Annotated in this window: 15 protein-coding genes and 1 pseudogene; 4 read left to right on the top strand and 12 right to left on the bottom strand. The window is 47.4% G+C overall.

Translation table 11 applies throughout. The features are described 5' to 3' along the window. Nucleotides 1-146 (bottom strand): annotated as a pseudogene (locus NDI52_RS31175) (IS630 family transposase); the annotation flags it as partial. Between the two features lie 212 nt (nt 147-358). Between NDI52_RS31175 and NDI52_RS31170 the strand changes: the two are divergent. Next, complete coding sequence (locus NDI52_RS31170) at nt 359-2,653, top strand: tetratricopeptide repeat protein (RefSeq protein ID WP_190773440.1); 2,295 nt, start codon at nt 359-361, stop codon at nt 2,651-2,653. Nucleotides 2,654-2,691: 38 nt separating this feature from the next. On the opposite strand, the gene NDI52_RS31165 is transcribed toward NDI52_RS31170, so the two are convergent. Then, nucleotides 2,692-3,675, bottom strand: a complete 984-nt coding sequence (locus tag NDI52_RS31165) for a hypothetical protein (protein WP_190773441.1) — start codon at nt 3,673-3,675, stop codon at nt 2,692-2,694. A 132-nt stretch (nt 3,676-3,807) separates the two neighbouring features. Here NDI52_RS31165 and NDI52_RS31160 point away from each other — a divergent pair, with 132 nt between their 5' ends. The 3 genes from NDI52_RS31160 to NDI52_RS31150 all read left to right on the top strand — a co-directional run bounded on the left by NDI52_RS31160 (nt 3,808) and on the right by NDI52_RS31150 (nt 9,723). Further along, a complete protein-coding gene (locus NDI52_RS31160) occupies nt 3,808-4,677 on the top strand; it encodes a mechanosensitive ion channel family protein (protein WP_190773442.1) in 870 nt (289 codons plus the stop codon). Nucleotides 4,678-5,062: 385 nt separating this feature from the next. After that, the gene (locus NDI52_RS31155; protein ID WP_190773443.1) at nt 5,063-5,350 is read left to right on the top strand and encodes a helix-turn-helix transcriptional regulator; all 288 of its coding nucleotides are present in this window, start codon (nt 5,063-5,065) and stop codon (nt 5,348-5,350) included. Continuing rightward, a complete protein-coding gene (locus NDI52_RS31150) occupies nt 5,347-9,723 on the top strand; it encodes a PAS domain S-box protein (RefSeq protein ID WP_190773444.1) in 4,377 nt (1,458 codons plus the stop codon). Before NDI52_RS31155 ends, NDI52_RS31150 begins: the two co-directional genes overlap by 4 nt. Before the next feature lie 618 nt (nt 9,724-10,341). Here NDI52_RS31150 and NDI52_RS31145 read toward each other — a convergent pair. From NDI52_RS31145 to NDI52_RS31100, 10 genes are all read right to left on the bottom strand, one after another. Continuing rightward, a complete protein-coding gene (locus tag NDI52_RS31145; RefSeq protein WP_190773445.1) occupies nt 10,342-11,097 on the bottom strand; it encodes an ABC transporter ATP-binding protein in 756 nt (251 codons plus the stop codon). 35 nt (nt 11,098-11,132) lie between these two features. Then, nucleotides 11,133-11,933 (bottom strand): cobalt ECF transporter T component CbiQ, encoded by an 801-nt coding sequence (gene cbiQ, locus NDI52_RS31140; protein ID WP_190773446.1) that lies wholly within the window; start codon nt 11,931-11,933, stop codon nt 11,133-11,135. A gap of 16 nt (nt 11,934-11,949) precedes the next feature. Beyond that, complete coding sequence (gene cbiM, locus NDI52_RS31135) at nt 11,950-12,597, bottom strand: cobalt transporter CbiM (protein ID WP_190773447.1); 648 nt, start codon at nt 12,595-12,597, stop codon at nt 11,950-11,952. Nucleotides 12,598-12,600: 3 nt separating this feature from the next. Then, nucleotides 12,601-13,089 carry a carboxypeptidase-like regulatory domain-containing protein gene (locus NDI52_RS31130; RefSeq protein WP_199330845.1) on the bottom strand — a complete coding sequence of 163 codons (489 nt, stop codon included), beginning with the start codon at nt 13,087-13,089 and terminating at the stop codon, nt 12,601-12,603. Further along, a complete protein-coding gene (locus NDI52_RS31125; RefSeq protein WP_190773448.1) occupies nt 13,086-13,949 on the bottom strand; it encodes a DUF4382 domain-containing protein in 864 nt (287 codons plus the stop codon). The genes NDI52_RS31130 and NDI52_RS31125 overlap by 4 nt, the downstream gene beginning before the upstream one ends. A 510-nt stretch (nt 13,950-14,459) precedes the next feature. Then, nucleotides 14,460-16,295, bottom strand: a complete 1,836-nt coding sequence (locus tag NDI52_RS31120) for a GAF domain-containing sensor histidine kinase (RefSeq protein ID WP_348256983.1) — start codon at nt 16,293-16,295, stop codon at nt 14,460-14,462. Between the two features lie 580 nt (nt 16,296-16,875). After that, the gene (locus tag NDI52_RS31115; RefSeq protein WP_348256982.1) at nt 16,876-18,456 is read right to left on the bottom strand and encodes a methyl-accepting chemotaxis protein; all 1,581 of its coding nucleotides are present in this window, start codon (nt 18,454-18,456) and stop codon (nt 16,876-16,878) included. 524 nt (nt 18,457-18,980) lie between these two features. Further along, entirely contained in the window at nt 18,981-19,466 is a 486-nt protein-coding gene (locus tag NDI52_RS31110) for a hypothetical protein (RefSeq protein ID WP_348256981.1), read from the bottom strand. A gap of 536 nt (nt 19,467-20,002) precedes the next feature. After that, a complete protein-coding gene (locus tag NDI52_RS31105) occupies nt 20,003-24,262 on the bottom strand; it encodes a PAS domain S-box protein (RefSeq protein ID WP_348256980.1) in 4,260 nt (1,419 codons plus the stop codon). A gap of 1,027 nt (nt 24,263-25,289) precedes the next feature. Next, on the bottom strand, nt 25,290-25,532 hold the full coding sequence (locus tag NDI52_RS31100; RefSeq protein ID WP_348256979.1) for a hypothetical protein: 243 nt from the start codon (nt 25,530-25,532) through the stop codon (nt 25,290-25,292). Nucleotides 25,533-26,733: the final 1,201 nt, after the last annotated feature.

Genomic DNA, 26,733 nt, shown 5'->3' with positions numbered 1-26,733 from the left:
CCGCCTTCCCCCTGATTGATATCGGCCTTCAGCAGAATCCGGGCATGATTCATTTTGTAGGCTGAGGTTTTGCCTGTCGTCGTCAGTTTTTCTAATGTTTCTCGCTCTTGCTCAGTCAGAGCTACGATGTATTTCTTTTTTGCCATGCTGTTAAAGGGGGAGACGAGCTTTCATCCATTATCGTTTAGTTACCCCTCAAAATAAAGCTGACAGACCACTAGATTTGCATAGATATTGGTGCTTTTAAGGGCTTGGTGGGCATTTTAAGCAGGGATTCGCCATTTTTTGGCCTAAAGCTTTGCTTTAACGCCCTGCTATTGCAGCCTATATGGCTCCCTTATTCACCATCGCATTCATCATGAAAAAACTACCGCTTCAGGTTAGTCTTGCCTTAACAACGTTTGCAGCAACCAGTGTTCTGGGGCTCAATGCTCTCGCTCTGGACGAGGTAGATCGCCAGGGCCGTGACAATGCAATCCTAACAGCTCAGTCTTCCCCTACCTTGAATGGCCTGTGGGAACAGGTTATCCGTGCTCAGGGCGCAGGTGATTATGAGGAGGCGATCGCGCTTCTCGACCGTATCCTCGATGTGAACCCTAACATTGCATCGGCCTGGTTTTGGCGCGGCATGGGTTTTAGCCAGTTGGGGCAATACCAAGACGCTGCAGATTCTTATGAGCGGGCAACTGACATTGATGCCACTTACATTCAAGCTTTCTACGAACAAGGCAATGCACTCTATAACCTGCAGCAGTATACGCAGGCTGTAGCCGTATGGCGGCAAGCCCTCACCCTACAAGGAGAGTCTAACTACGAGCAGGAGTTGGTGCGCACGATCATTCCCAAACGCATTGCCGATACCTTGCTGTATGACTTAGAGCAGTACCAGGAAGCCCTAACCTTTTACAATCAACTGGCAGCCAGCACAACCTCGACGTCCATCCTGGTGAGCCAGGGAACAGCTTTTTACAAACTGGGGCGTTATCAAGATGCCATCACAGCTTGTAACCGTGCGATCGCTCTCGATGCCAGCTATGCCGATGCCTGGGCTCTCAAAGGATTTTCACTGCTAGAACTGGAGGAGTATGAGGAGGCGATCGCCACCCTTCGCCAAGCCCGCGAGTTAGATGCAGACAACGTTGAAGTAAATGCATTACTCACGATGCTGGAAGCAGCTGAAGACGGTGAATTCACTGTGGAACAGGCGCGATTAACAGCACTGCAGAGCGAAATTGAAATCGCTGAGACACGGCTAGAGCAGCTTCAGTTGCAAAGTAACACGACGATTGAGCAACAGGAAACGGCCGAAGCTGAGCTCGAAGAAACACAGGCTCAACTCGTCTCCATTCAAGCGGAAATTGAAACCACGGAAGCTGAACTGGAAACCTTAAGATTACAGCGAGAGAGTCTGGAAGAGGAACTGGTAGTGGTTCGCGCTGATCTCGAGGACTCACGAGAAGATTTAAGCGAAGTTCGGCTGGAGCTTGAAGAATACCGAGCTGAGTTGGTTTCTGTGCAAGCAGAGATTGAAACCGCTGAGCAACGCCTGGTTGCCTTGCGCAGTGAGCGTGAAACGTTAGAGTCTCAGTTAGTGAGCATCCGAGGCCAGATTGAGACATCTGAGGAGCGGCTTGTGGAGTTGCGCGCCGAGATTGAAGAATCCGAAGCACGCCTAGTCTCTATCAATGCCGAAATTGAAACAACTGAGGCCGAACTCGTTGCTCTCAATGAGGAGCAAGAGACCCTAGAAGCACAACTCGTTTCGTTGCGAGCCGACGTAGAAGAAGTTCGTTTGGAACTGCAAAGCTCTCAAGTGGAGGTTCGAGAGTCCGAAGCACGATTAGCCGCCCTCGAAGCGGAGTGCGACCAGGCCGAAATTCGCCTAGCGTCCCTGCAAGCCGAAATTGAGACAGCCACTGTCACCCTGGAAACCCTTCGGGAAGAGCGCGTAGAACTGGAAGAATCCATTGTCGCGATTCGGGGTGACATCAGCACCCTTGAAATCGAACGCGAAGAAATCCAGGTTGAAATTCGCGAGTTAGAGGAGCGGCGTGAACTGGCGATCGCCCAACTGGAATCTACTCAAATTGCTTACTGCGGCCTGCAGGCCCGCCTGAGCGAATTGGAGGTGGCGATTCGCGAAATTCGAGGAACCCGACAAGCGTCGGATGTGGTGTTGCGTTGCCCCTTCGAGGAAAACGAGGACGATGTGGATGAGGAGCAGGAGGACGATGATGAAGCCTCGGTTCCGGATCCTTCCCCCTCTGAACCCGGTGAGGCAAGCAGTAGCGTTGATGTTGTGACCCTTTCCAATGGTTATCGCGTCACCTTCCTGGGCGTTTCCTATAGCGGCAGCACATCCACCTGGCGCTACCGGGTTGAGGAACTGCCTGTTGCCCAAGACTTGAGTAACTGGGTGCTCGAACTACCCAGTTGCGCTCGAGTTGTCAGTTCTTCTCCCAATGGGGAACTGGTTAACCCTGATCCCAATGCCCGTTTGAGCGGCATCAAATGGCAACCGGGGGGTGGCTTTGTCGATGGCGTGTTCTCAGTCACCCTATCGGGAACGGTCACTGAGGGAAGCATCAGTGTCGCGGTGAAAGGGCCAGACGTAGCCCTTGGTACTCTAACTGGGCCTGTTTGCGGCCAATAGCTCAAGCAGTGGTAGAGCAGTGCAAGTACTGCTCTACCCTAATTTTTTCTTCGTCTTTCTCCTCGCTCCTCGTTCCTGCCGCGTTCCTCCTCGCGTGCCCGTTCCTCTTCGCGGCGCTGAGCTTCCCTGGCTCGTTCTTCCTCGCGGCGTTGGGCTTCCCGCGCCTGTTCTTCTTCACGCTTCCGGTCTTCTCTTGCCTGTTCCTCGACTCTACGCACTGCCTCAGTATCTTCGGCGGTAACTTCTGCTTCCCTCGGGGCTGGCTCTGTCTCTATAGGAGCTGATGTTTCAGCAGGTGGGGGAGGAACTGGCTCTGTTGTTGTTAGCTCTTCAGAAGATGAGGCTTCTGGGGAATCAGCAGAATCATCGGTTGCTGTCGGAGCTTGAGTTGATGCTGGCTCAGCGTCTTCTGGGATCGCCTCAGATTCCGTAGCATTAGGTGAAGGCGCGGAAGAGTCCACTGCAGGCATTTGTGTTGTGGGATCGCTCGATGAATGTGGAGAGCGCAGCAGCGCATAGCCCAACCCAAAAGGAACAATGGCAGCAAGCCCGACAAGCCCAAGGAGCCAGGGGCGTACTCTCCCCCTTTTCGAAGAGGCCGCAACAACGGGTTCCGCTTCAGTTTGAATCGAATAATGAGCAGGAGAGACAGCCAAGGTTGCCATGTGGCTGTTTGGATAAGCAGTTGCGTTCTGTTTGACCGTCTCCATCGGTATCACTTCCCCCATCGCCTGGACCGCCGTATTCGGCAGCAACGCTAACCACTCATCAATACTGGCAGGACGATGATGTGGTTCTATAGCCAAGCCCCGCATGACACCGGCACTTACCATCGCACTGACTTCCGGACGCACCTCCCGGGGAGTGGCCAAGGGAAGGCGATCGCGCAAAGTTGCAGCCACAGGCACTTGTGCTGTTAGCAAGGTATAGAGCGTGGCTGCTAGACCATAGATATCGGTAGCAGGCGATCGCTTTGCCTGGGGTAAGTACTCTGACGCTGTGCAGTATTGGCGAGTGAGCACACCTGAGCAAACAACACGACTCTCCAGGCCAAGGCCAACCCATGAGTCACCTTGCAAAAGACGACACTACATCACACCACTTCAATCCCCTTAGAATGAAAGCTGTTTTCCAAGTCAACCCATATAGACCTGATGGATCCCTTGCTTCTCACGTTTCTGGCACAAACTGAATCTCCAATCACTTTCTTCGCAGGACAAACATTGCATGACATCGCATTCCAGATGCTTTTGAAGCTTCTATGGGCGATCGGGATTTTGATTTTAACCCGCGTTGGCATCAACGTTGTGGGCCGCACGGCTCGTAGATTACTGCGTCAGGTAGAACCGACTCTACGCAAATTTTTCATCCAGGCGTTGGAATTTTTAACTTTGCTGGTTGGGATTATCGCTACCCTCAATAGCCTTGGGATTCAAACGACAACCCTTATCGCTGTGCTCGGTGCAGCGGGGCTAGCAGTTGGTTTAGCACTGCAAAATACACTCTCTCACTTTGCCGCAGGTATTATGCTGGTTGCCTTTCGACCGTTTGAAGCCGGAGACACCATTGAAGCGGCAGGTGTAACGGGTGTTGTAGACTGTGTCGGTATTTTCTCGACCACGATTCTGACACCCGACCATGTGAAAATTATTGTTCCCAACAACAACTTGTTTTCTGGAACCGTTAAAAATTTAACTGCCATGGGAACTCGCCGCGTGGACCTAGAAATTGATATTGGCGATCGCCCCATTAACTCAACCATTATCCACTTACTCTCTCTGATTCAACCGCACCCCCTGGTACTGAACGATCCAAAACCGACCTGTCATGTTGCGTCTGTTAGCCCTGAAAAAACGATTTTATATCTTCGCTCCTGGTGTGCCGCAGAAGCTTATGGGCAAGCTCGTTCTGAAATACAACAGATGGTGCGAGAAGCACTGTATGAACAGCGAAACAATGTTTGTAATAGCGAATCCTCCTCCACCTTAACGGCTCAGATGGACTCTACGAATGGAAATAGATGAGCGGTAATACCCATAAGCCCCTCTTGTCACATTTTCCATAAAGATGAGGCTACTTCGGTTAACAGCGAGCGCTCCACAGGAAAGACCCGCGGTTGTTGGATTTGGTGCAGCCGTGGATCGGATCATTGCCGTGAATTGTGCCATGAGCAATGGGCAGCATATCCAGAGGTTGGGGAAGAACTGCCTGAAGCCTTGAAAATGCATTGGTAGTATTAGCGCTGAACAGTGCTAATACTTTGCAGCAGACGCTCAAGCTAACTGTTTTTCTTAGTTTTGCTTTACCTGGCCCAGCTAAAACTCTTCCTTTTGAGAGATAGACGAGCCAATACGAATAACCAGAATGTTATATAGCATTTGCTATATAACCTGCTTTATCTATATTTTTATGGGAAAGAAGACCGTTGCACTTGGACAGCCAGAAGTGAGCCATCTCATCCGTAAACTTCGGCAATTAACACAATTAAGCCAAGAACAGCTTGCAGAAACATTAGGAGTTGCCTTTAGTACAGTTAATCGTTGGGAAAACGGTCGTATTCAACCCTCATCTTTAGCACTCAAACAGATCAAGATGATGCTCAGCGAGTTAAGCCATTCATCTACTGTTGAACATCGAGAGAAGGGCCAAGCTTTATTAGACCAATATTTTACGGATATAGAGTCAGGTGTTCGATGACTGAGGAAAATACTGCAATTTCTAATCAGTTTCCTCCTCCAGAAAATATAGAAATTGCTCCCCTGGTAAAGAACGAGGCTCAGTTTCAGTTATTTTTGGAAGCCTCACCTGACGGCTTCATTATTTTACGAAGCATTCAGGATTCGGATGGGCAGATTGCTGACTTTACAATTGAATATATCAATCCAGCTGCTGCAAACGGTATAGACTGCGCACGAGAAGAATTAATTGACCAGCGTTTATTGCAGCTATTGCCTGATTGTAAAACCAATGGTGTTTTTGGACGCTATGTTACAGTTGCCGAAACTGGCGATTCTCAAACGTTTGAAACACTGCACGAGGGTAAGGGCCTAACAGGCTGGTTTCGCCATGTTGTGGTGAGACTAAACGGTAGTATTGCAGTTTCTTTTAGCGATATTACTGAACGTAAGCATACCGAAGACGAACGCAAGCAAGTAGAATTGGCACTGCGACAACAAGAACAGCACTTTAGAATTGCCTTACAAACTGCAAAACTTGGCTCTTGGGAAAACAATCTTGTTACAGGAATTTTCACTTGTTCAGAACAGCATAAAGCAAACTTTGGTTTACCATCTGATGCAGAGTTTACATATGAAACTTTGTTTTCAGCACTGCATCCTGAAGACCGCTCGACTGTCAAAGCTGCAATCGAGCGTTGTATTGAGGAGCGAGTAGATTATGCGGTGGAGAAACGTTGCTATCATCCCGACGGAAGCCTACACTGGCTGATTGCGCGCGGACAATTAGTCTATGACTCCCAAGGCATACCAATTCGCTTGGTTGGTGTCACGCTTGACATTACAGAACAGAAGCAAACGGAAATAGCTCTGCGAGAAAGCCAAGAGTTGTTCCAAAGCTTCATGGATTATAGTCCGATTGCAGCCTTTATCAAGGATGAAGCAGGGCACTACCTCTATGCAAATTCTTGGGTTGAGCGGGTCTATGGACGACCTCAATCGGAGTTACTTGGTAAAACAGATTTTGAATTATTGCCATCTGCCGTTGCTCAGCAGTTTTATGAGAATGACAAGGCTGTGTTGAGCAGCGGTCAGCCCATGCAAATGCTGGAAAGTATTTATCATGAGGATGGGGAGCACAGCTACCTGTCCTTTAAGTTTCCCTTCCTCAAGGCATCGGGGCAGCAAGTACTTGCAGGAGTAGCACTCGATATCAGCCAACGAATTCAGACTGAAACCGCTTTACAACAACGAGAAGCAGAATTGCGTTTAGTTACAAATGCTGTGCCTGCTCTAATTTCGTTTATTGATACTGAACAGCGCTACCGTTTCAGCAATCAGCAACATGAAGAATGGTTTGGGATATCTATCGCAGAAATAAACGGCAAGTATCTCTGGGAAGTATTAGACCACTCGGAATATACGACCATTCACCCTTATGTTGAGCAGGTACTTGCAGGTCAAGCAGTGGCATTTGAGGGTCAAATTGTACATAAGGAGAAAGGCGTTCGGGATGCCCTTTTTTACTATGTTCCTCGCTTTGGTCCACAGGGAGACATTGAAGGCTTTGTGGCACTAGTAAGCGACTTTACTCATCGTAAGCAGGCAGAGGAAACCTTACAACAGAGTGAAGAGCGATTGCGGATTGCTCAACAAGCAGCTAATGCTGGAGTTTGGGACTGGGATATTACAACCAATCAAGTTACCTGGTCGGAAGAGTATTATCGCCTGTATGGTCTTGATCCATCCGTCATTCAATCCTCCTATGAAAACTGGCTAGGCTCAGTTGTAGAATCAGACCGGGAAGAATGCGACCGTGCTGCTCGTACAGCCTTAGAACAGCAAAGCGATTTGAATGTTGAATTTCGTATCCTTCACCCAACACAGGGAGAACGTTGGCTAACAGCAATTGGTCAAACCCTTTTGGACGAAGATGGAAATCCAAAGCGAATGACAGGGATTGCTCTCGATATTACGCACCGAAAACAGGCAGAGAAAACATTACAACGCTACCAACTCTTGTCTGAACATAGCCGGGATATTGTTCTCTTTATAGATAAAGATGGACGCATTATAGAGGCAAATCAAGCAGCAGAGCGAGCCTATGGTTATAGTCGTATTCAGTTACTATCCCTAAAACTTTCTGATTTACGGGCACCGAATACTCTACCAGTCCTTCCTCAGCAGTTTGAGCAGGCACTTCAGAACGGAATATTATTTGAAACTATACATCAAGGTAGAAATGGCCACCAATTTCCTGTAGAAGTGAGTGCTCAGAGTGCCATTATTGATGGTGAACCTGTAGTTCTGAGTATCATTCGAGACATTACAGAGCGCAAGCAAACTGAAACAGCTTTGTTAGAGCAAGAGCAACGTTACCGTTACATCTTCGAGGCGATGAATGTCTCGATTTGGGAAGAGGACTTTTCTGAGGTAAAAGCGGCAATTGATCAACTTAAAACGGCAGAAGTTCAAGATTTCCGCCAATATTTTACTGAGCATCCAGAGTTTGTACAACAGGCAATTGAGATGGTGCGTATACGGGATGTCAATCAAGCATCCCTAAAACTATTTGGTGCCCAAACTAAAACACAACTATTGAACTCATTAAACCAGATCTTCACACCTGAAACCTATAGTGCGTTTATTGAGGAATTACTAGCCATTGCTCTAGGAGAAACGCACTTTGCTACAGAAACTGTATTACAAACTTTGCAGGGTCAGCGACTATATATTTGGTTTAGTATTACTTTTCCATCTCCTTCTGAATCCTATGACCGAGTGATAGTTTCACTTTTAGACATTACTCCTCGCAAACAGGCTGAAATAGAGCGAGAAGAACTTTTGGCCAGAGAACAGGTAAACAATGAAACACTTCAAAGGTTCATTGAACATACTCCTGTCGCAGTTGTAATGTTGGATCGAGAGATGCGGTATCTCTTTGCAAGTCAGCGTTGGATGCAAGAATACGCTCCAGGCTATACCGGCCTCAAGGGTTTATCACATTATGAAGTTATGTCTGATATCCCTGAACACTGGCGGCAGGTGCATCAGCGATGCTTAGCCGGTGCTACAGAGCGTTGTAAAGAGGACTATTACCGACGTTCAGACGGCTCTGCATTCTGGCTACACTGGGAAGTTCTACCTTGGTATGCCAGTCACAACGAGATTGGTGGAATCATCATCTTTGCTGAAAACATTACTGAACAAAAAAGGGCTGCTCAAGAGCGGGAGAATCTGTTGAGACGGGAGCAGGAGGCACGGAGTGAAGCCGAACAAGCAAACCGGATGAAAGACGAGTTTTTGGCTGTACTGTCCCATGAATTACGCTCTCCTCTTAATCCGATTTTAGGGTGGTCAAAGCTTTTGCAAAGTAGCAGTCTAGACCCCGCAAAAACCCAGCAGGCATTAAAGACAATCGAACGTAATGCCCAACTGCAAGCAGAATTAATTGAAGATTTGCTCGATGTATCTCGGATTCTCCAAGGCAAGCTCAATTTGAATGTTAGTTCGATTAATTTGCCCTCCATCATCAAGGCTGCGGTGGAAACGGTACGACTGGCGGTAGAAACCAAATCAATCAGCTTAGAAGTAAGTCTTGCATCAGACCTACCTCTGGTTCAAGGCGACCCCACGCGGTTACAGCAAGTGATTTGGAACTTACTCTCCAATGCAGTCAAATTCACACCAGTAGGGGGGCAAGTCAACATTCGCTTAGAGTACTTGGACTCTTACGCCCAGATAATGGTCAGCGATACCGGGCAAGGAATAGAGCCTCACTTCCTACCCTATGTATTCGACTACTTCCGTCAAGCAGATTCAAAAACAACCCGCAAATTTGGGGGGCTGGGATTAGGGCTAGCAATCGTACGGTACTTAGTCGAGCTCCATGGAGGGACAGTAGGAGTCGAAAGCCCTGGACTAGGCCTGGGGGCAACCTTTACTGTCGGGCTACCACTTATGCCGAGTCAGGTGATTACCCATCAGAATAGGCCGTTGTCAGAGCCGCTGTCTGATTTGAGCGGGATTCAAGTTCTAGTTGTGGATGATGAACCCGATTCACGAGAGTTTATTGCATTTGTGTTAGAGCAAGCGGGAGCAAGAGTGCTTACTGCAGCGATTGCGGATGAAGCATTGGCTATGATTCCTCGAATAAAGCCAGCAGTGCTATTGAGTGACATCGGGATGCCAGGGATGGATGGCTATATGCTAATGCAGCAGGTGAGGGCACTTCCACCAGAACAAGGTGGACAAATTCCAGCCATCGCCTTGACTGCCTACGCCGGAGAAATTAATCAGCAACAAGCATTAGCTGCCGGTTTTCAACAGCATATTGCCAAACCGATTGAACCTGAACGTCTTGTCTCGGTGATTGCTAGCTTAGTTGCTCGCTAAACGAATTTGTTTTTATTTTAATTCTGTAGAGCAACTCCGTTATGGAACTTGGTTCGCTTAATGCAAATGGTAAAAGCTTACTAACAGAGCCACAAGTACAGGCTCCTCCACAACTTCAAATATCTGAAGTAAAATTTGCTTCTATTATAGAGAATACTATAGAAGCAAGAAGCATTTTTTGCGTTTGACTTAAATGGGTGCTGTACGCACCTCAATCGTAGCGCTGCTCAACTATCTGGGGGTGATCGCACCAATCTTATCCACAAATCGCTGTGGGATATCTTCCAGGTTAGCTCTAACTCTAAACTCTATCAACGGTACCAGCAGGTTCTAGTTGAGCAGCTATCTGTAGAGTTTGAGGAATTTTATCCATCGCTCAACCGCTGGTTTATGGTGCGGTTTGTGCCTTCTTCTAGTGGTTGTGTCGCAAAAGCCGGCGAATGGTAAGGTAGACAAGAGAAGTTATCTCTATCTAAATGCGGTCAAACTTCTAGGCTTTCGATGTTTGTTGTCGTTTTCGGATTCTGGTGACATGAACACATCACTAATTTTCTTCTCTATTCAGTGTATTTTGTGGTAGGAACATTGTATGTAATGTCCCAACCACAGGGGTTTCAGTTAATGAAGATGGGTGAGGGAGTGGGGGACTTCTAGGCCGCTGGCTTCCATCAGGGCGCGATCGCCCATCACTTGCCGGGGCCGTCCATCCGCTACGATCCGTCCTTCATTGAGGACAACGACACGATCACACACTTCCAGCACAAACTCCAAGTCATGAGAGGAGGTGAGGAAGGTTTGTTGGGATTGGTGGAGGAACTGGATCAGGCGGCGACGGGAACGGATGTCGAGGTTGGCAGTGGGTTCATCGTAGATGACGATTTCGGGGTGCATCGCGAGGACGCCGGCGATCGCCACCATGCGTTTTTCACCACCGGAGAGGTGGTGCGGGGGTCGTTGGCGGAGGGCGGTGGTGCCTGTAAGGGTAAGGGCTTCCTGAACGCGGATTTCAACTTCTTTTGGGGAAAGGCCCATATTTTCGGGGGCAAAGGCTACATCTTCCCAGACGGTGGCGGAGAAGAGTTGGTCGTCGGGATTCTGGAAGACCAGGCCAATGTCGGAACGAAACTGGCCTGGTTTGACGCGTTGCCCCATGAGAAAGATGTCTCCAGTGGTGGGGGTGAGGACGCCGCAAATCAGCATGAATAGAGTAGTTTTACCGCAACCGTTGTAGCCCAGGATTCCGAGGCGATCGCCCGGATTTACGACGAGATTCACCTCCCGCAAGACATCAGGCTTGTCAGGATAGGAGAAACACAGCCCGGAAATTTCAATCGTCTTCACGGATGGACTGACTGCAACGGATTCGAGAACCATAAACACCTACTTTGCGAGCAAAACTTAATCGGGCTTCAGGCCCAGGCTTCGGCAATGACAAAGCTCATGGCGGTGAGGAGGGCGATTGCCAAGCCCACCCGATGCCATCGCGTTCCTGCTTCGGCGGAAAGGGGAGAGCGATAGGGCACGCGGTTGGGTGTGGAACCATACCCCCGCAGACGCATAGCGGTGTAGATGCGATCGGACTGCTCGTAGCCGCGGATGAAGAGGGTACCCATCAGTGAAGCGAATCGTTGCAATCGCCTCCAGTCGGGTTTGAACCAGCGATCGCGAGGACTGTGATGATGGAAGCCGCGTAAACGCATGGAGCGCTGCATGGTGGAGAGGGTTTCCAGCAGCACGAACAGGTAGCGGTAGGTGAGCAGCAGCATGTCCGCTAGAATGGGCGGTAGACCGAGCGATCGCATTGCCCGTACCAGAGATAGAAACGGCGTTGTGCCGAACAATACCAACCCCAGGGTAATGATGGAGAGAAACCGCCCAATGATCAGCAGCATCGCCAGCAATCCCTCCTGACGTAAGCTTAAAAACCCCCACTGCCACAGCACCGTCGATCCCGACAGGAACGGCAGCACCAGCACTACACCTAAAATGAAATAGCCGGGATACCGTAGTCGTGTCAGCAGAAACGACAGCGGCAAGCGCGACAGGCCATACACCAGTGCTGTTACCCCTAACATGGCCGGAACCAGGCTCAGGTTGCGGACGAAGGCAAAGGAGAAGATTACCGCCATCAGCCCCAGCAGTTTGGTGCGGGCATCCCAGCGGTGAATAGGGGAGTCGAGGTAAGCGTATTCGTCTAAGTTAAGGCGCATAGATTAAGCTATCGAATCACGCATCTTCCAGGAGTTGCGGTTTCACTTTTTGCAGAAAAGCCACCAGCATGGCGGTGAAGATGCCCTCAATCAGCATCATGGGCACATGGGCCAGGGCCAGACCATAGATGGCTGTCTTTTCAACCCCTGCATCAAAATCTGCTGGAATTGTCGTAAGCACAATTACCAGAAAGATCAGAATTGCCAATCCCAGCCCCACAGCCCCCGATAGGAAGGCGAAGAGCAGGCGCGATCCCGCCTCACCCAACCAGGGTTTTGCGATCCGGTAGAGGCGAAACAGGCTGTAGGCTAGCAACGCAGAAGTTCCCATCATGGTGGCATTCACCCCCATTGTGGTTAGCCCCCCATGCTGGAACATCACTGCCTGAAATAACAGCCCGATCAGAATCGCCGGAAACGCATAGTATCCCAGCATGACCCCCATCAGCCCATTCAGCACGAAATGGACACTGGTAGGGGGGATAGGGATATGGATGGAAGAGGCCAGGAAAAACGCGGCGGTGAGCAATGCCGCCTTGGGCACCTCTGCCTGGGGATTTTCCTTGCGGTTGATTTGCCGCAGGGAAAACCAGGTGGCCAAGCCAGTGAGGACATAGCCACCTGCACAAACCTGGGCAGGAAGCAGCCCATCGGGGACATGCATACGTTACCTCTTCTTACCGTGCGAAAAAAATAGGGCCGTCCCCACAAAGCCCCAGATAACCGACCCAGCCATCAGGCCCTTCTGCAAAGGGTTGATGGTGCCCGAAGGGGCAGTCGCCTCTTCCGTCTGAGGCACCACCTTCTGAGCTGCTGCCCCGTCAGTCTGGGCTGTCGCTGGATCATCAACCGCGATGACCAACAGATCTCCATGCCCCGCCTGACGCACCTGAACTTCCCAACTGCCGGGGCTAGGGGGAGAAAACAGGAACCGGCCTTCCTCATCGGTCGTGGCCGTCTTCCAGGGAACAACGGGGTCATTGGGGGAGAAGATAGCGATCTGGGCATTCTTCATAGGATCGCCATTGTCGTAGGCGGCAATAATTTCGTAAGCCTGGGTTGTTTTGTGAGTGAGAACGGCTCCATGAGCGATCGCCCCCTCTGCCATTCCCACCATTCCCAATGGCCCCAAGGCCAAGATCCACCACGCCTTCATGACAAGGTTGTCTCCTCACAATGCCCTTCGCCCACATGCCCCAGGGAGGGCAGGATTTCCAGCAGTTGCGTGTACTGTTCTGAGGTGAGTTGGGATTGCAGATCAGCAGAGGTGACATCAACGGTGCCGTTTTGGGCGATCGCCGCAAATGGCTCAAACCCCAGCGCTCCCTGGTTCAAGTCATCCTCCATGGGGGCATCCGCATCACCAAATAGATGGTCGAAGTGGAAGGTAGCTTCCAGGTCGGCATTTTTGCCGCCTTCCAGAATCCCCTTGCGCTCATCCCCCACGAAGTCGCCGCACACAAACGCCAGTTCCTCATCCAGCCGCATGGTGAATTTGACCGTTTGCCCATCCTTGGCAGCGGTTCCCACCAGCATCAGGGTATGCCCCGCCGCTGAGCCACTGGGAGCGTTGACCATCTTCCAAGAAAGGGCATTGTACCGTCCGGCGGGTGCATCCAATTTCGCCACCTGAATCGGCTCGGCGGTCTCATCCCCTGCTGCTAGGTCAACGGTCTGCGGTTCAGCTACCGTCACTTCCTGAACCGCTTTCAGTTCCGTACCCGCCTCTGCATCAAAGGGGGGATCGGTCTGATAGGCGGTTATATTCGCCAGGGTGACATAGAGATTTTCGAAGCTGATCTCCCAGCCATCCTTCGACACAAACCCCTGGCGCACAAAATTTTCCCCGTTGGCGCGAATGACCAGGGTTCCCGTTTCGTCGCTAGCTGTGGCGGTTTCAGTGGTTGCGTCCCCCGCAGCCGGAGCTTCCGCTTGGGGGGTGGAGGTGGCGCAACTCTGGAGGGTAACGGTAGTGGAACAGGCAATCGCCATCCACAGCATCCAAGACTTTTTCATGCAATCCATCCTTATTGATATCCATTGGATCAGGTGTGACTGACCCACATGAAATGTCTGGGCCTGGAGTTGTACGGGTGTACACTCAATGCAGTAGTTAAACTCGCTTTCTTTGAAAATTCAATCCCATATGGGGGGATAGAAACCCGCATTTTTCCTTAAAATCTACCTTTCGATAAATAATGAAATACCGTTTCCTCACTCTTTAGAATTAATGAGCTAAAGATGAGAATTAATCGACTCTTTACCTCTATATCAAACCCCTCATTACGTGTCGTTTACACTCTGTTTGACCTCGTTAATACATTAAATGGGTTCATGTGCATTCGGCAGCCATAGCCACGGCATGAATTGAAATACTTCCGAAGCTATTTTTCAGACTTGAGAAGAAGTTGCAGTAGATATCTTACAAGTCTGCTCTTTTATAAAGAGCAGATAGTTTTCCCAGCGACCTGTTCGTCTTTCAACGCTAAGACGAATGAATTCTAGAGCTGTTGACAAACACTTAACTCAGAGCATCAAAATAAAAGTAGCCCACTGCCTACAACTCACTACCTCAATCGTTCCCCCTAACCGTTCCACAAGTTTTTTGACCAGGGCCAGCCCTAGCCCAGTGCCTCCCTGTTTCCAAGGATCTGCATGGGGAATACGATAGAACTTCTGGAAGATGCGCTCTAATTCACCGGAAGGAATAGAAGACTCATTTCTGATAATGAATTGAGTCCCACTCTGAAAGCGCTTTACAGCTACTTCAATACGCCCTTCTGCTGGGGTATACTTGCAGGCATTATTGAGCAGTTCCGATAATACCCGCTCAAAGCTAGAGCTATGGGTCACGAGGAGCGGAAGTCCCAGTTGCAGGTTGACTGTGAGTTGCTGATGGCGTTGCTGCACTCTGGCTTGGAAGGGTTCAATTAAGGAAACGATCGCCTCAGTGAGGTTTAGCTGATCCGTCTTCTCTAATTCCGCTGTAGAGGATTCTAGCCGTTGTAGATCTAGTAGGTCATTAATCAGCTCCGATTCCCTTTGACACTCATAGTTGAGAATGTCGAGGTACTTTTTCCGCTGGGGTTCAGGAGGATTGGTCTGCAACATCCTGCCAACCATCTTGATATTAGTAATCGGGGTTCTTAATTCATGGGAGACGGTGCTGAGAAAATCATCTTTGAGTTGGTTTAGTCTCTCCAATTCGCTTACCTGCTGTTGAGAAGCGGCATACAGTCTTGCCTGTCTTAAGGCGATCGCACATTGATTGGCAACCTGACGGGTCAGAGCTATCTCTGCTTCCTCAAAGTTTTCCTCAGAGAACTTAAAGAGGCATAGATCTCCGATAATGCGCTGCTCATCTTCAATCAAGCAGATGACAACTGTAGTTCTTTCAGAGGAGGGGGAAGATGCTTGTAACCAGCAGGTAGGGAATTGAGAGAAGCTCGACAAGTCCTCTACCTGCCCAATTCGAGAGGGCAGTACTGAATATTCATACTGGACGGTGCGAGTGCCTGAAGTGGGGTCATAAATACTAGCTTCACAGGCAAGAACTCCCAATATGTGTCCTAATTCCTGAACGGCGGCTTGAAGAATTTGTACCTCATCCAAGTTCATTCGTACCTTGTCAGTGATACGGTTCAGGAGAGCTTCCCACTCCAGCGATCGCTGAAGTTGAACAGTGCGTTGTTTCACCTGTAACTCTAAGTCTGTGTTGAGTCGTCTTAGTTGTTCATCTGCCCGATGCCGTTCTATCGCAATTCCTGCCAGATAGGTTGCAGCCGCGACTAATTGTCGGTCTAGTCGGGTGGGATTTTGGGGTTTAGAATAGACCATTGCAAAGGTGCCCAAAGGATTTCCATCACCGTCGAGAATCGGGCTTGACCAGTAGGCATGGAAGCCATAGGAGAGAGGGATGTCACGGCAAGAGTCCCACAAGGGATCTGTGCTGACGTCGAAGACTTCAACTGATTGCCGCCGAAAGATGGCAGGTCCACAGGTGCCATCTTTCGGTGAAATGAGTAGCCCGCTCTCCAAAAAGTCTTGATAGCCTTGGGGAAAACTGGGTGCCGCCCCCAGTACCAAGTGTGTCTTTGCCTCGTTTAATAGCAGAATGGAGCAGCTTGCTTCTGACAGTGCTTCAATCTCAGTAATTAGCACCTTTAGCAATCGGTCTAAGGGTTGTGCCTTTGCCACCAGTTCTAGCACCCGACTTTGAGCTTCATAGATGGCAAGATTCCAGGTATCCTCACAAGCGCCCGGACGACCTCTAGAGCCGTAAGGAGGTAGGGACTGAAAAGCAGAACACATCTGTCCATTAGAAGCAGGGAAGGGCTGGGCAGCACTAGTAGAAAGAGGCATAGAAAAGTCCTCTCAGAAACACTCGGTAATAGGCATCTCAAAGTTACACTAAATCGATTATTCCCTCATAAATAAGTGGCAGTACTAAACAGTTCTATAGCAAGTGTCTACCCCCCTGTTTGGTCGGTTAGCTACTTTAGCGGTAAATTCAGTGAGGTAAGGATAGTGCCGTTATCTCTCTAGAATCGACGAAACTTATAGAACCCATTTGACATCTTTTCCCGTAATACTTGGCTTTGAGAGAAGCCGTTACTCTGCAATCAAGGGTGTAGCTTGCCTGGCAAAACTGTTGTTTGCCAGAAAATGGAGAAACCCAGCTAGCTGCAAGGCTTGTAGTTTCAGGATGAGATCTCAAATGGGTTCTATAAGGATCTTCTACTACAGCCATGAGAGGAGGCACTCGTAGCAATGCTCTTTCCTACCAAAACTCTTCTACGGCGCTGATCATCTTCGCCATCAAGGTGTGATTGAAGGGGTGCGATGTATAATCGCACCCCTTCAATCACACCTTGATGGCGTACATAATTACTCCCATTGCCCCAATCCCTAATTACTCACGCTTTAAAGGTAACTGGATGAGTTAAACAGCTGTCTTCAAATCCGAAGCAGCTTCGTTAAGGTTATGAGAAACTACTCTTGTTTGCTTAATACCAGCAGCTGTTTCTTGAGCGGCAATGTTCAATGCATTCATTGCCTCTCCTACTTGCTGAATTGCAATTGACTGTTGTTTCGCCGTTAGTGAAATTTGCTGACTATTGTGATAGACATTATTAATAGCCTCTTTAATTCTATTGAAGGTTATCGCTGTTTTTTCAGCAATTTCAGCTCCCTGCTCGACAGTCTTATTTCCTTGCTCAGTTGCCATTACAGTTGAACCAATTGCTCCTTCAATATCCCCTACCAAAAGGCTAATTTGCTCAGCAGATTTTCTGCTTCTATCGGCCAACTTACGAATTTCTGTCGCAACGACTCCGAAGCCTTTACCTTGTTCTCCCGCACGAACAGCTTCTACTGCAGCATTTAATGCCAACATATTGGTTTGGTTAGCTAAATCACTCACTAATCCAGTGATGCTTCCAATCTGCTTAGCCTGCTCGCTCAGTTGCAGAATGTGGTTCGATATCTCATCAACCTTTTCCCGAAGAGTAGCAATTCCTATTAACGTTTCCTCAACTGCTTTTGTCCCTGCATCTGTTTCCGATAGTGCGGTACGAGCACCTGATGCTGCGATCTCGGCTTGTTCTGCTGATTGTCGGGAAGATACCCCTAGTTCATCCATTGTCGCTGTTGTTTGGTTAACAGAGACAGCTTGGCTGTTTGCTATGCGCTCTTGCTGCTCCACAGTAGCTACCATTTCACTAGAAGAGCTTACAATTGTTCCGACAATAGTTCCAATCTTGGCAGTTAAGGGCTTCGCAATTTTTTTGCTAAGAAATACACCTAAAATAATCGCTGCACTAGGCCCTGAAACCATTCCAATCCAGATCCAGAAGTTTGTACTTTCTATACTTTCCTGAGCAGATTCTTTAGCTTCTGCAGCGACTTGTTCATTAATATCAATCAATTGAACTAGAGAATTGGTTACAGCCAGGAAGCTATCATCATTCTCCTCAACTGCAAGCAATTGTACTTGCCTTAATAATTTACCAGCATCTTCTGCTCGTGATAGTTCTGATGAGTTTGTATTTCCTGTACGCAACAGCTCAACTTGAATTTGAGAAGGATTTGAAATACCTAGCTTTTCAAACCGTTGATATGCTCCCAAAAGCTTTTCATGATCCTGTTTCCAGCTATTCCATTGTTGCTGAAATTGACGGTAAAGCTTGTCCTCTTCTTCCGTCCTTGAGGTAGCCTCGTATAACTTAAAACCTTCATCAATTTGCTCCCACGCAGAACTTATTGCTTCTATTTGAGTACGTTTTTCTTCCAAACTCAGTTCTGAATTTAATAATGCTCGTTCGGCAGATTGGATTTGAGTCTGACCTTCATTCACCTTCCATAGACCATTTACACTGGGCAAGCTGTTATCACCTAAAGTATCAATGTGTTTTGATAACTCAAGGTTGCTTCTCCACCCTACTGCTCCAACGGCTAGTACAACACCGCCAACAAGTAGAAATGAGCTAACTAACCGAGATTGTAGAGAAAGCTTTTTTAACATAAACTACCGCCTAGTATGAAACTGAAGAGAGTGCTTTTGCGTTATGACAGTTGAAAATGCATCTGCTTAATGTCCCCTAGCGTCTAAAGTTAGAGAACTCCCTCTTAAAGTTCCTTATATAGGGTAGATAAAATCTCAATTAGTGTTAAGAATAATAAAAGAGTTTGGCTCTAGAGAAATTCCATTTGATTTCTGAAAAGTTACTAGACCTAAAGCCTTGTGTAGTTTGAGCTTTAAGCTCAGTATATCTAGAAGGGAGCAAGCCGAATTGCTATAGAGAGATTTCAGGGAAATCCTAAGATGAAAAACACTGAGAGCCTTCTGTTTGAGGTTCTCAAGTTAAAAATTTTGTAAATTAGCCAATCTTTTGCCGACAAAGTATTTCATCATTTTTGCCAGTTCTACCTCTCAAAAATAGCTATAGAGCTTCTTAGGAATACCATGCATAGCAATTCTTCTAGCTAGTGAGGTATGAGACGATACTCTAAACTCTTTTTACCTCACTAGCTTAGAAATTGCTATAGCTACTCAATAACTTCAAATGAAATTACATCATGGTTACCACCCCGTAAAACAGATTCAACTTGCTTACCACGTAAACGTTTACCCATAGCTTGCTCAAGAGCGCCTTGAATAGTGCCCAAAGTATAGGTTAAGTTACGAGATGAACCGACGACCTCACCCATGGAACAAATTGTTTCACGACAATAGACTGAAATTACATTACTATCATTAACAATTTTATCGATAATACATAAACGAGTTCCTTCTAAACCTAAGGCTTTTTGAAGAATTACCGTTACCTCCTCAGCCGTAACATTTTTTCCAGTTAGTCCTAATTGTTCTACTAATTGCTTACCTCGAATTCTCCCAGCGGCAATAAGAGCAATTGCTGCTGCTTTTTCTCCCAAAGCCTCTTCTGTGCCAGTTACTAAGGCTTTAAAGCAGACGACACTACTAAAATCACCAAGTTCAGGGCGCATTACATGAGTTGCTGTAGTTATTGGCATAATGCAAATTTTTCTGAGCTAAAAAGACTGTTGCCCATAGCTTTCCCATAGTCGTTTAGGCTTCTCTATCACGTCACATGTCTTAAACTATCTCTTTGTCAAAACTGTTTATTCAAGTTCTTTTTAACTCTGGTTAATGAAATAATCTACCACTAAATCAACGCAATAGAATAATTACTATCACTTCATACTAAAAGCTGGTAGAAAGAGAATTCTATTTAAACATTTGAATAGACTTTATTACATTTATAAAATGTACCTAAAATGAGGCAAAACTAGGATAATTTGAAGCCTAAAATGACCTAACTTTGTAGAGGGAAAGGTACTTTTGAAGAAACTTCCAGGATATAGCTATAAACATTGGTTTTAGAGGATGTCTGAAAAGTAGAAAACTTTCTACATCGCACCGCTTTAAACACACCTCAAAAAGAAAATTGAGCAGCTAGGAGCTACAATCCAAGCTGAATGTAGTCATGACTGTATCAGCTTTACTATTGGGTTGTCTTTAGATCTACATCTGCTTGAAGCAAGAACTGCTAAGAATGAGCTTGACTAGGCTGAGCGTTGAGAGTTTGATGCACTGCTGTCAATAAATCTTGAGTTGAAAATGGTTTTGTCAAGCAATTCTGAACTTGAATCTCTTCAGCAAGTTGACTGCTTGTACTGAGCCCACTAATGGCAATAACTTTAATCTGGGGATTGATAGTTCTCAATGCTTGAATGGTTGCCGTTCCATCCATTGATGGCATCATAAAGTCAACTAGTACCAAGTCAATCGCATCTTTCTGCTGCACAAACTGAGTAACTGCCTTAATTCCATCACAAGCTGTCAAAACTCGATAGCCATAATCTTCTAATGATGCTTGAGTCACTTGCCGAATTGCATTTTCATCGTCAACTAATAAAATGAGTTCTCCATGACCTACCCATAGCTCTTGTTCACTATCTATTGATGTTTCTTGATCCGGGATTGCAGGCAAGTAAACCTGGAACTCTGTACCTTTGCCTGTCTGGCTATTTACAGTAACAAATCCAGAGTGTCCTCTAACAATTGTCATGACTGTCGAAAGTCCCAATCCAGTTCCTTTACCCATCTCCTTCGTGGTAAAGAACGGGTCAAAGATGCGATCAATAATGTCAGCCGAGATTCCACTTCCTGTATCTGAGACCGTAATTTTGACATAGGGCCCCGCTTGAGCATCAATATGCAATTGAGCCGAGTCTTCGGTTAACTTAATGTTTTGAGCCCTAATCTGCAACATTCCACCATCAACCATCGCATCCCGAGCATTGAGACTCAGATTCATCAGAATCTGATGTAACTGAGTCGCATCACCACAAACTGTCCAGAGGTCGTGCGGTACGGTGGTAGAGAGCATTACTGATTTAGGAAAGGTTTCTTCAGCAATTTGCTTGATTTCCCAGATTAAATGCTTGACTTCTAAGAGCGCTCGCTCTCCTTCTATCCCTCGGGCAAAGGATAAGACTTGCTTGACTAAATTGGCTCCTCGTCTAGTACTACTATCTATAATGTCTAGCCATTGTCGGCTTTTGGGGTCAGACGGATCGCGAAGCTGCATTTCCAAGAGGGGAACTGCCATTAATATGGGGGCTAATAAATTATTTAGATCGTGGGCAATACCCCCTGCCAGGGTACCAATACTCTCCATCCGCTGGGCCCGAAGGAACTGCCGCTCCAGTTGTTTCTTCTGAGTGATATCTGTATTGACTATCAAGATTGCTTTGTGATGTCCACTCTCATCATAGATGAGTGTCCATCGGCTTTCGACAATGACTTCCTTCTCATCCCTCGTCCATTGATGCAACTCTCCTTGCCACCCTCCCCTGCTCAAAACGGCTCGATGAATGTCTGACTCATTGGTCGGAGGCTCCCGATACAGCAAATGCTTGACAGATTTGTGATAAACCTCCTCTGCTGCCCATCCATATAATTGTTCAGCCCCTTTGTTCCAGTAGGTAACACGGTAGTCCAAGCCATGCACCAGAATGGCATCCGTTGCTACATCCAGAAGATTAGCCTGATCACGGATCTTTTGTTCTGCCTGTTTACGCTCAGCCAGTTCCGTTTGAGTCTGCTGGTACAAACTGGACTGGTGGATGGCGATCGCGACCTGGGTTGCTAGTTGCTCTAGCAAGTTGATCTCTCCTGTATGCCAAGGACGGGGTTGTGAACAATGATGGGCAATGAGTAATCCCCAGAGTTGATTGTTTTGTAAAATTGGCACGACAAGATTTGCTTTTACCTGAAACTGTGACAAAAGCTCAACATGACAAGGTGTTAGCCCAGCATGATGGATATCTGCATGTGCTTGAATATATCCCTGCTCAAAAATGTGCCGACAAGAGTCTTCCTGAAAACAACAGTCTTGAATTTTAGTACTGGATATTGGTAACCACCCATAACCAACGGATTCAACTGCAACCGTACCGCTCCAGTCAGGTTCAAAGCGATAAATTAACACCCGATCGGTCTGAAGAAATTGTCTAACTTCAGATACCGTTGTATTCAAGATTTCATCTAAATTGAGCGACTGGCGAACCCGGTTGGCGATACTCAGTAACAGCCGCTCTTGCCCGGTCTGCTGTTGTAGCACCTTCTCTGCGAGTTTGCGTTCAGTCACATCAATACCAATACCCCAATTTGCCCAGCCAGGAATGGGGAACCGATCAGAGATACTAGACCAGGCAATTGTCCTCACGCTGCCATCCTTACAGGTAAGGTCCCACTCCCAGTTACGATAGTCATTACCGCACTTCTTCCAATCATTCATCTGCCGATGCCGGTAATCCGCATTTGGGTAGAACAGTTCCATGGCACTGAAATTGCCCACAACGGCCTCTGCGTTGTAACCCGTTACGCGTTCGCATTCCTGGTTCCAAACAGCAAGTGTGCCATCAGCATGGAAAGCATTCAACATTACAGGCATATTCTGTAGAACAAAGTATAGTCGCTCTTCACTCTCTCGCAGAGCCGTCTCCGTTTGCTTTCGGCGGGTAATATCATTCCGAATAGAGACATACTGATAAGGCTTACCTTTAGCGTCTAAAAATGGAATGATTGTAGTGTCTACCCAGTAGAAAGTGCCGTCCTTTGCCCGATTTTGGATCTCACCCTGCCAGACCTGACCTTTTGAGATAGTTGCCCACATCTGCTGAAAGAAGCTTCTGGGGTGGTGACTAGAGTTAATCAACCGATGATTCTGCCCGATTAGTTCGCCTCTGAAATACTGGGAAATCTCACAAAATTTGTCATTAACATAAGAAATGCTTCCTTGAGCGTCTGTAATGGCGACAATTGAGGATTGATCTAGAGCAAACTTAATGTCTGACAGGTCCTTCAATGACTGTTGCAGTGTTTCTTCTGCCTGGCGATGCTGGGTGATATCACGGGCAATCTTAGATGCACCGATGATTCGTCCATCTGCATCTTTAATGGGAGAAGCAGAAAGAAAGATTTGAATGTGCGTTCCATCCTTGCGTTTTCGCACGGTCTCAAAATGCTCAATTCGCTCCCCTCGCTGAAGCCGATTCAAAATCTCGGTTTCTTCCTCCAACCGAGCATCAGGAATAAGCAACCTGATCGATTGACCTATTATTTCCTCAGCAGAGTAGCCAAAGATTCTGGTAGCACTAGCGTTCCAACTAGTGACAATACCCTCTAATGTTTTGCTGATAATGGCATCTTCTGAAGACTCAACAATTGCTGCAAGCCTTGCAGTGATAGCTGCTGCCTGCTGACGTTGTTCCATATCCTGACGTAGCTTTTCCTCTGATTGCTGACGTTCAATCGCAATTCCAGCTAAGTGAACCGCCATCTCAATCAATTTCTGGTCATAGGTATTTGGGCTACGGGGTTCTTGGTAATACATGGCAAACGTGCCTAACACCCGACCTGTTGAGGAGAAAATTGGGGTAGACCAGCACGCGCGTAAATTGTAAGAGAGTACAAAATCGCGGTATTCTGCCCAGAGAGGATCGCTAGCAATATCCGAAACGACAACTGGTTCCCCTAGAAATGCTGCTCGACCGCAAGAACCGTGGTTGAGACCAATGGGTAATCCGTCTGCAACTTGAAAATAATCGTTTGGTAAACTCGGAGCGGTGCCGTGTCGTAAATGGGTTCCTTGAGAGTCAAGCAGTAGAATAGAACCGAGCAGTCCATGAGACTTCTGTTCGATGGCAAGAATTAGTGTGTTTAACACCTCATTTAAGTCTGTCCCAGTTGCAATCATTTCCAGAACGCGTTGCTGGTCAACTAGCAGACTTTCTACTTGTTGTCGGTCGGCTAAGTTCCGCCGCAATTCCAGCAGATTGACCGTCTGCCGACTGAGTGATTCAAGGTGTTTGATCTGTTGAGTGCTTAGTTGACGGGATACATCATCAATGACGCAAAGGGTACCAAGTGGATATCCATCAGGAGTAATGAGTGGAACACCAGCATAAAACCGAATGTACGGCTCACCCGTGACCAGGGGGTTGGTTGCAAACCGCTCATCCTCTAGGGCATCTTCTACAATGAAAGGTTTTTCGTGTAGGATGGCATGGGCACAGAAGGCTAGATCACGGTGAGTTTCTGAAACAGTTAGCCCTTTTTTGGATTTAAACCACTGGCGCTTCCGATCAATGAGACTCATGAGAGCAATTGGTGCTTCGCAAATCTGTGCTGCTAACTGGGTTAGGTCGTCGAATGCTGCCTCAGCATCCGTGTCTAGGATTTGGTATTGATAAAGTGCCTTTAGCCTCTCAGCTTCATACTCAATTGCAAAAGCACACATTGTGTTTCCTGTTGACTAAATTGTCTATCTGGTCGAACCGTGATTTTGGTTTTAAGTAAGCTCTTGGCTTTATAAATTTATGTATGAAGAAAAGCTTTTCAGTAGTAGGAAGTTGCTAACAGAGCATCCTTCTAAATTAAGTGTTCCCTAAGCACGTTAAGTACCTTCATCCTTCTACCAGTAGAAAAGCTAAAGGCTTAGCTGCACAATTGCTCCTGATATCAAAGCCATTGAATCTATGATCTGGCATTGTTCTGCATTTCAAACTCTTCTTTGTGAGGATCTTGTGGGGCGAGCACAACAGAAGCCCTACTGTGACAAATAATGAGCAGGCGCTGGAACTGTCCAACAAAAAGCCCCGGCGTTAGGGCCAGGGCTGAAGATTTTCATGTACGTCCATCCTCCTACCTATATCAGGCATAACCCTACAGCAAAATCACGAGTAGTTCGGCAGCAACGGTCAAGGCCAATCGGTGGGGATACCTAAAGAAAAACCGCTATCGAATTGACAGCGGTGCCCCCTATAAAGGTACTTGGCTTAGGATTCCCAGCAATCGCCAACAGAAAGCCCTCCTAAACAGGTCGAAAGGGTAAAAATGAGCATTAAGGTAAGGGGGGACGATCGCACAGCAGGGCGCAGTTTCTGTTGTTCTACTGCGGTTCTAGAGGATATTTTAGGGGGTCAATAAGAGTGGTAGTCAAAGCAGAAAACCCACTCCATTGGGAGCGGGTTCAGTAGCAGATGTTTTACATCTGTTTGATATTGTCGCACGGGAACCGATCACGGCAGAAGAACCTGCTTGACAAGAACCTCTACAAGATATTCACACTGTTAATAATTAAAGACGTCAAAAAAGCCGCTATTACGGCTTATCACCAGCAATGAACGGCGGCAGTAAGTTTTCTCCTGTTCAGTCTACCTAAAGACAGTTAAGAAAAACATACACCGACAAAAAACCGCCACAGGCTCACGGCAGTAAAACCTATAGGTACAGTTGGATGGATTCCTGAAGAAGCGATTGCAACATCAAAGCTGTGTGTTGTGGTCCGCCGATTCTAACTCGGCGGCTATCTCGCCCAGAGCCTTATTGATGGCTGCGATCGCTGTCATTCGCTCAACATCGGACAATGACTGAACAGATTCTAGTAAAGACTGGATAAGAGCTTGCTTTGAAGCGAAGTTCTCTTCACTTTCCACACGCTTTAACAGCAATTCCAAGCCTCTTACCAGTAGTTCAGCGTCCTCGTCTGTCAGTAATATTTCACCCATTTCTCAGCCAAGAAAAAGTACAGAATAACCTATTCTTCTCGTGATGAGTTGAAATAGGTGGGGTCAATGCAACTAGAAAACTACCTCACTGCCGGTAGAGGTGAGGAATGTGGGTCAGTTGAACTACAGCGGAGTTGGCGAAGGTGAGGTTCTACTTTTGGCTTTAATTCCTCTTGCGACTGCCTCATCCCATCCATGCATATAAAACTCGTCTTGGGGGATTCGAGGAGATAGATGAAGGTCAAGATAATAATCAACAAATCCGGCTGATTTTCGGACTTGAGAGGGCTGAGCACTCAGCCACCCAACAGACTCATCTACCTCTATATTCATCAATAGAACCCAGATATATTTAGATAAATCTATTAAACAGAGCAATTGTGAGATTCTTGTGTGAATCGATCGCCAGAAGAAAACCGCTGTTGAATCGACAGCGGTGACCCTTAAAGTACTTGGTTTAGGATTCCCTGTCGGGCAGTTACACTACGGCAGGTTTGACGAAGGTAGGGTTCCCTTCTTAAATTTGGCCCCTATTTTGTCTGCCTCATCCCATCCGCCCATATAAGCCTCATCCTGAGGCATTCGAGGGGATGAATAAAGATCAAGATAGTAATCAACAAAGCCAGTTGCTTTACGGACTTCATGCGGCTGGCCACTCAGCCACAGAGGGTACTCATTCACCTCTAAATTCATTAATAGAACCTAAATATATTTTGATAAATCTATTAAACAAAAAGATGAGGAGGATTGTGTGAGGGCACACCATCAAGGCAAAAGCCCGCAGCCTGTGAGGCAATACGGGCTGAAATCAAGACCTTTGCTTTTGGGATTGTCGCATGGGGAGGCGATCGCCACTACCCTAGCAATCCCCACAAAAAAGGCACGGCAGGGTGATACCCGGCACGGCTGAACATAGAAAATCTATGACCCATCCTCCCATTTCTCCTGGTGCGGTTCTACAGCGGATCCACTAACGTTACGGGACAGTGGTCGGGGGAATAGGTAGGGGGGCGGATGATCAGCTATGGGGGCAGTTAATTGGCTCAGTCATTTGAAGAACAAAAGAAGGACTATTCCACCAGTGAGTAATACCGTTTTAATATGAAGCTGCGCCAAATAGGGCTTCGAGAATGAAATCGTAGGACGTCAATGACGCAACCCTTTCAGGGGAAATCTTGTCGAGTTCCGAGGTCAGGAGTTT

The organism is Leptolyngbya sp. PL-A3 (genome assembly GCF_039962325.1).
GTDB lineage: Bacteria > Cyanobacteriota > Cyanobacteriia > Elainellales > Elainellaceae > Vacuolonema.
Note: the sequence above shows the minus strand (reverse complement) of the source record. Positions and strands in the feature narration are given on the sequence as shown.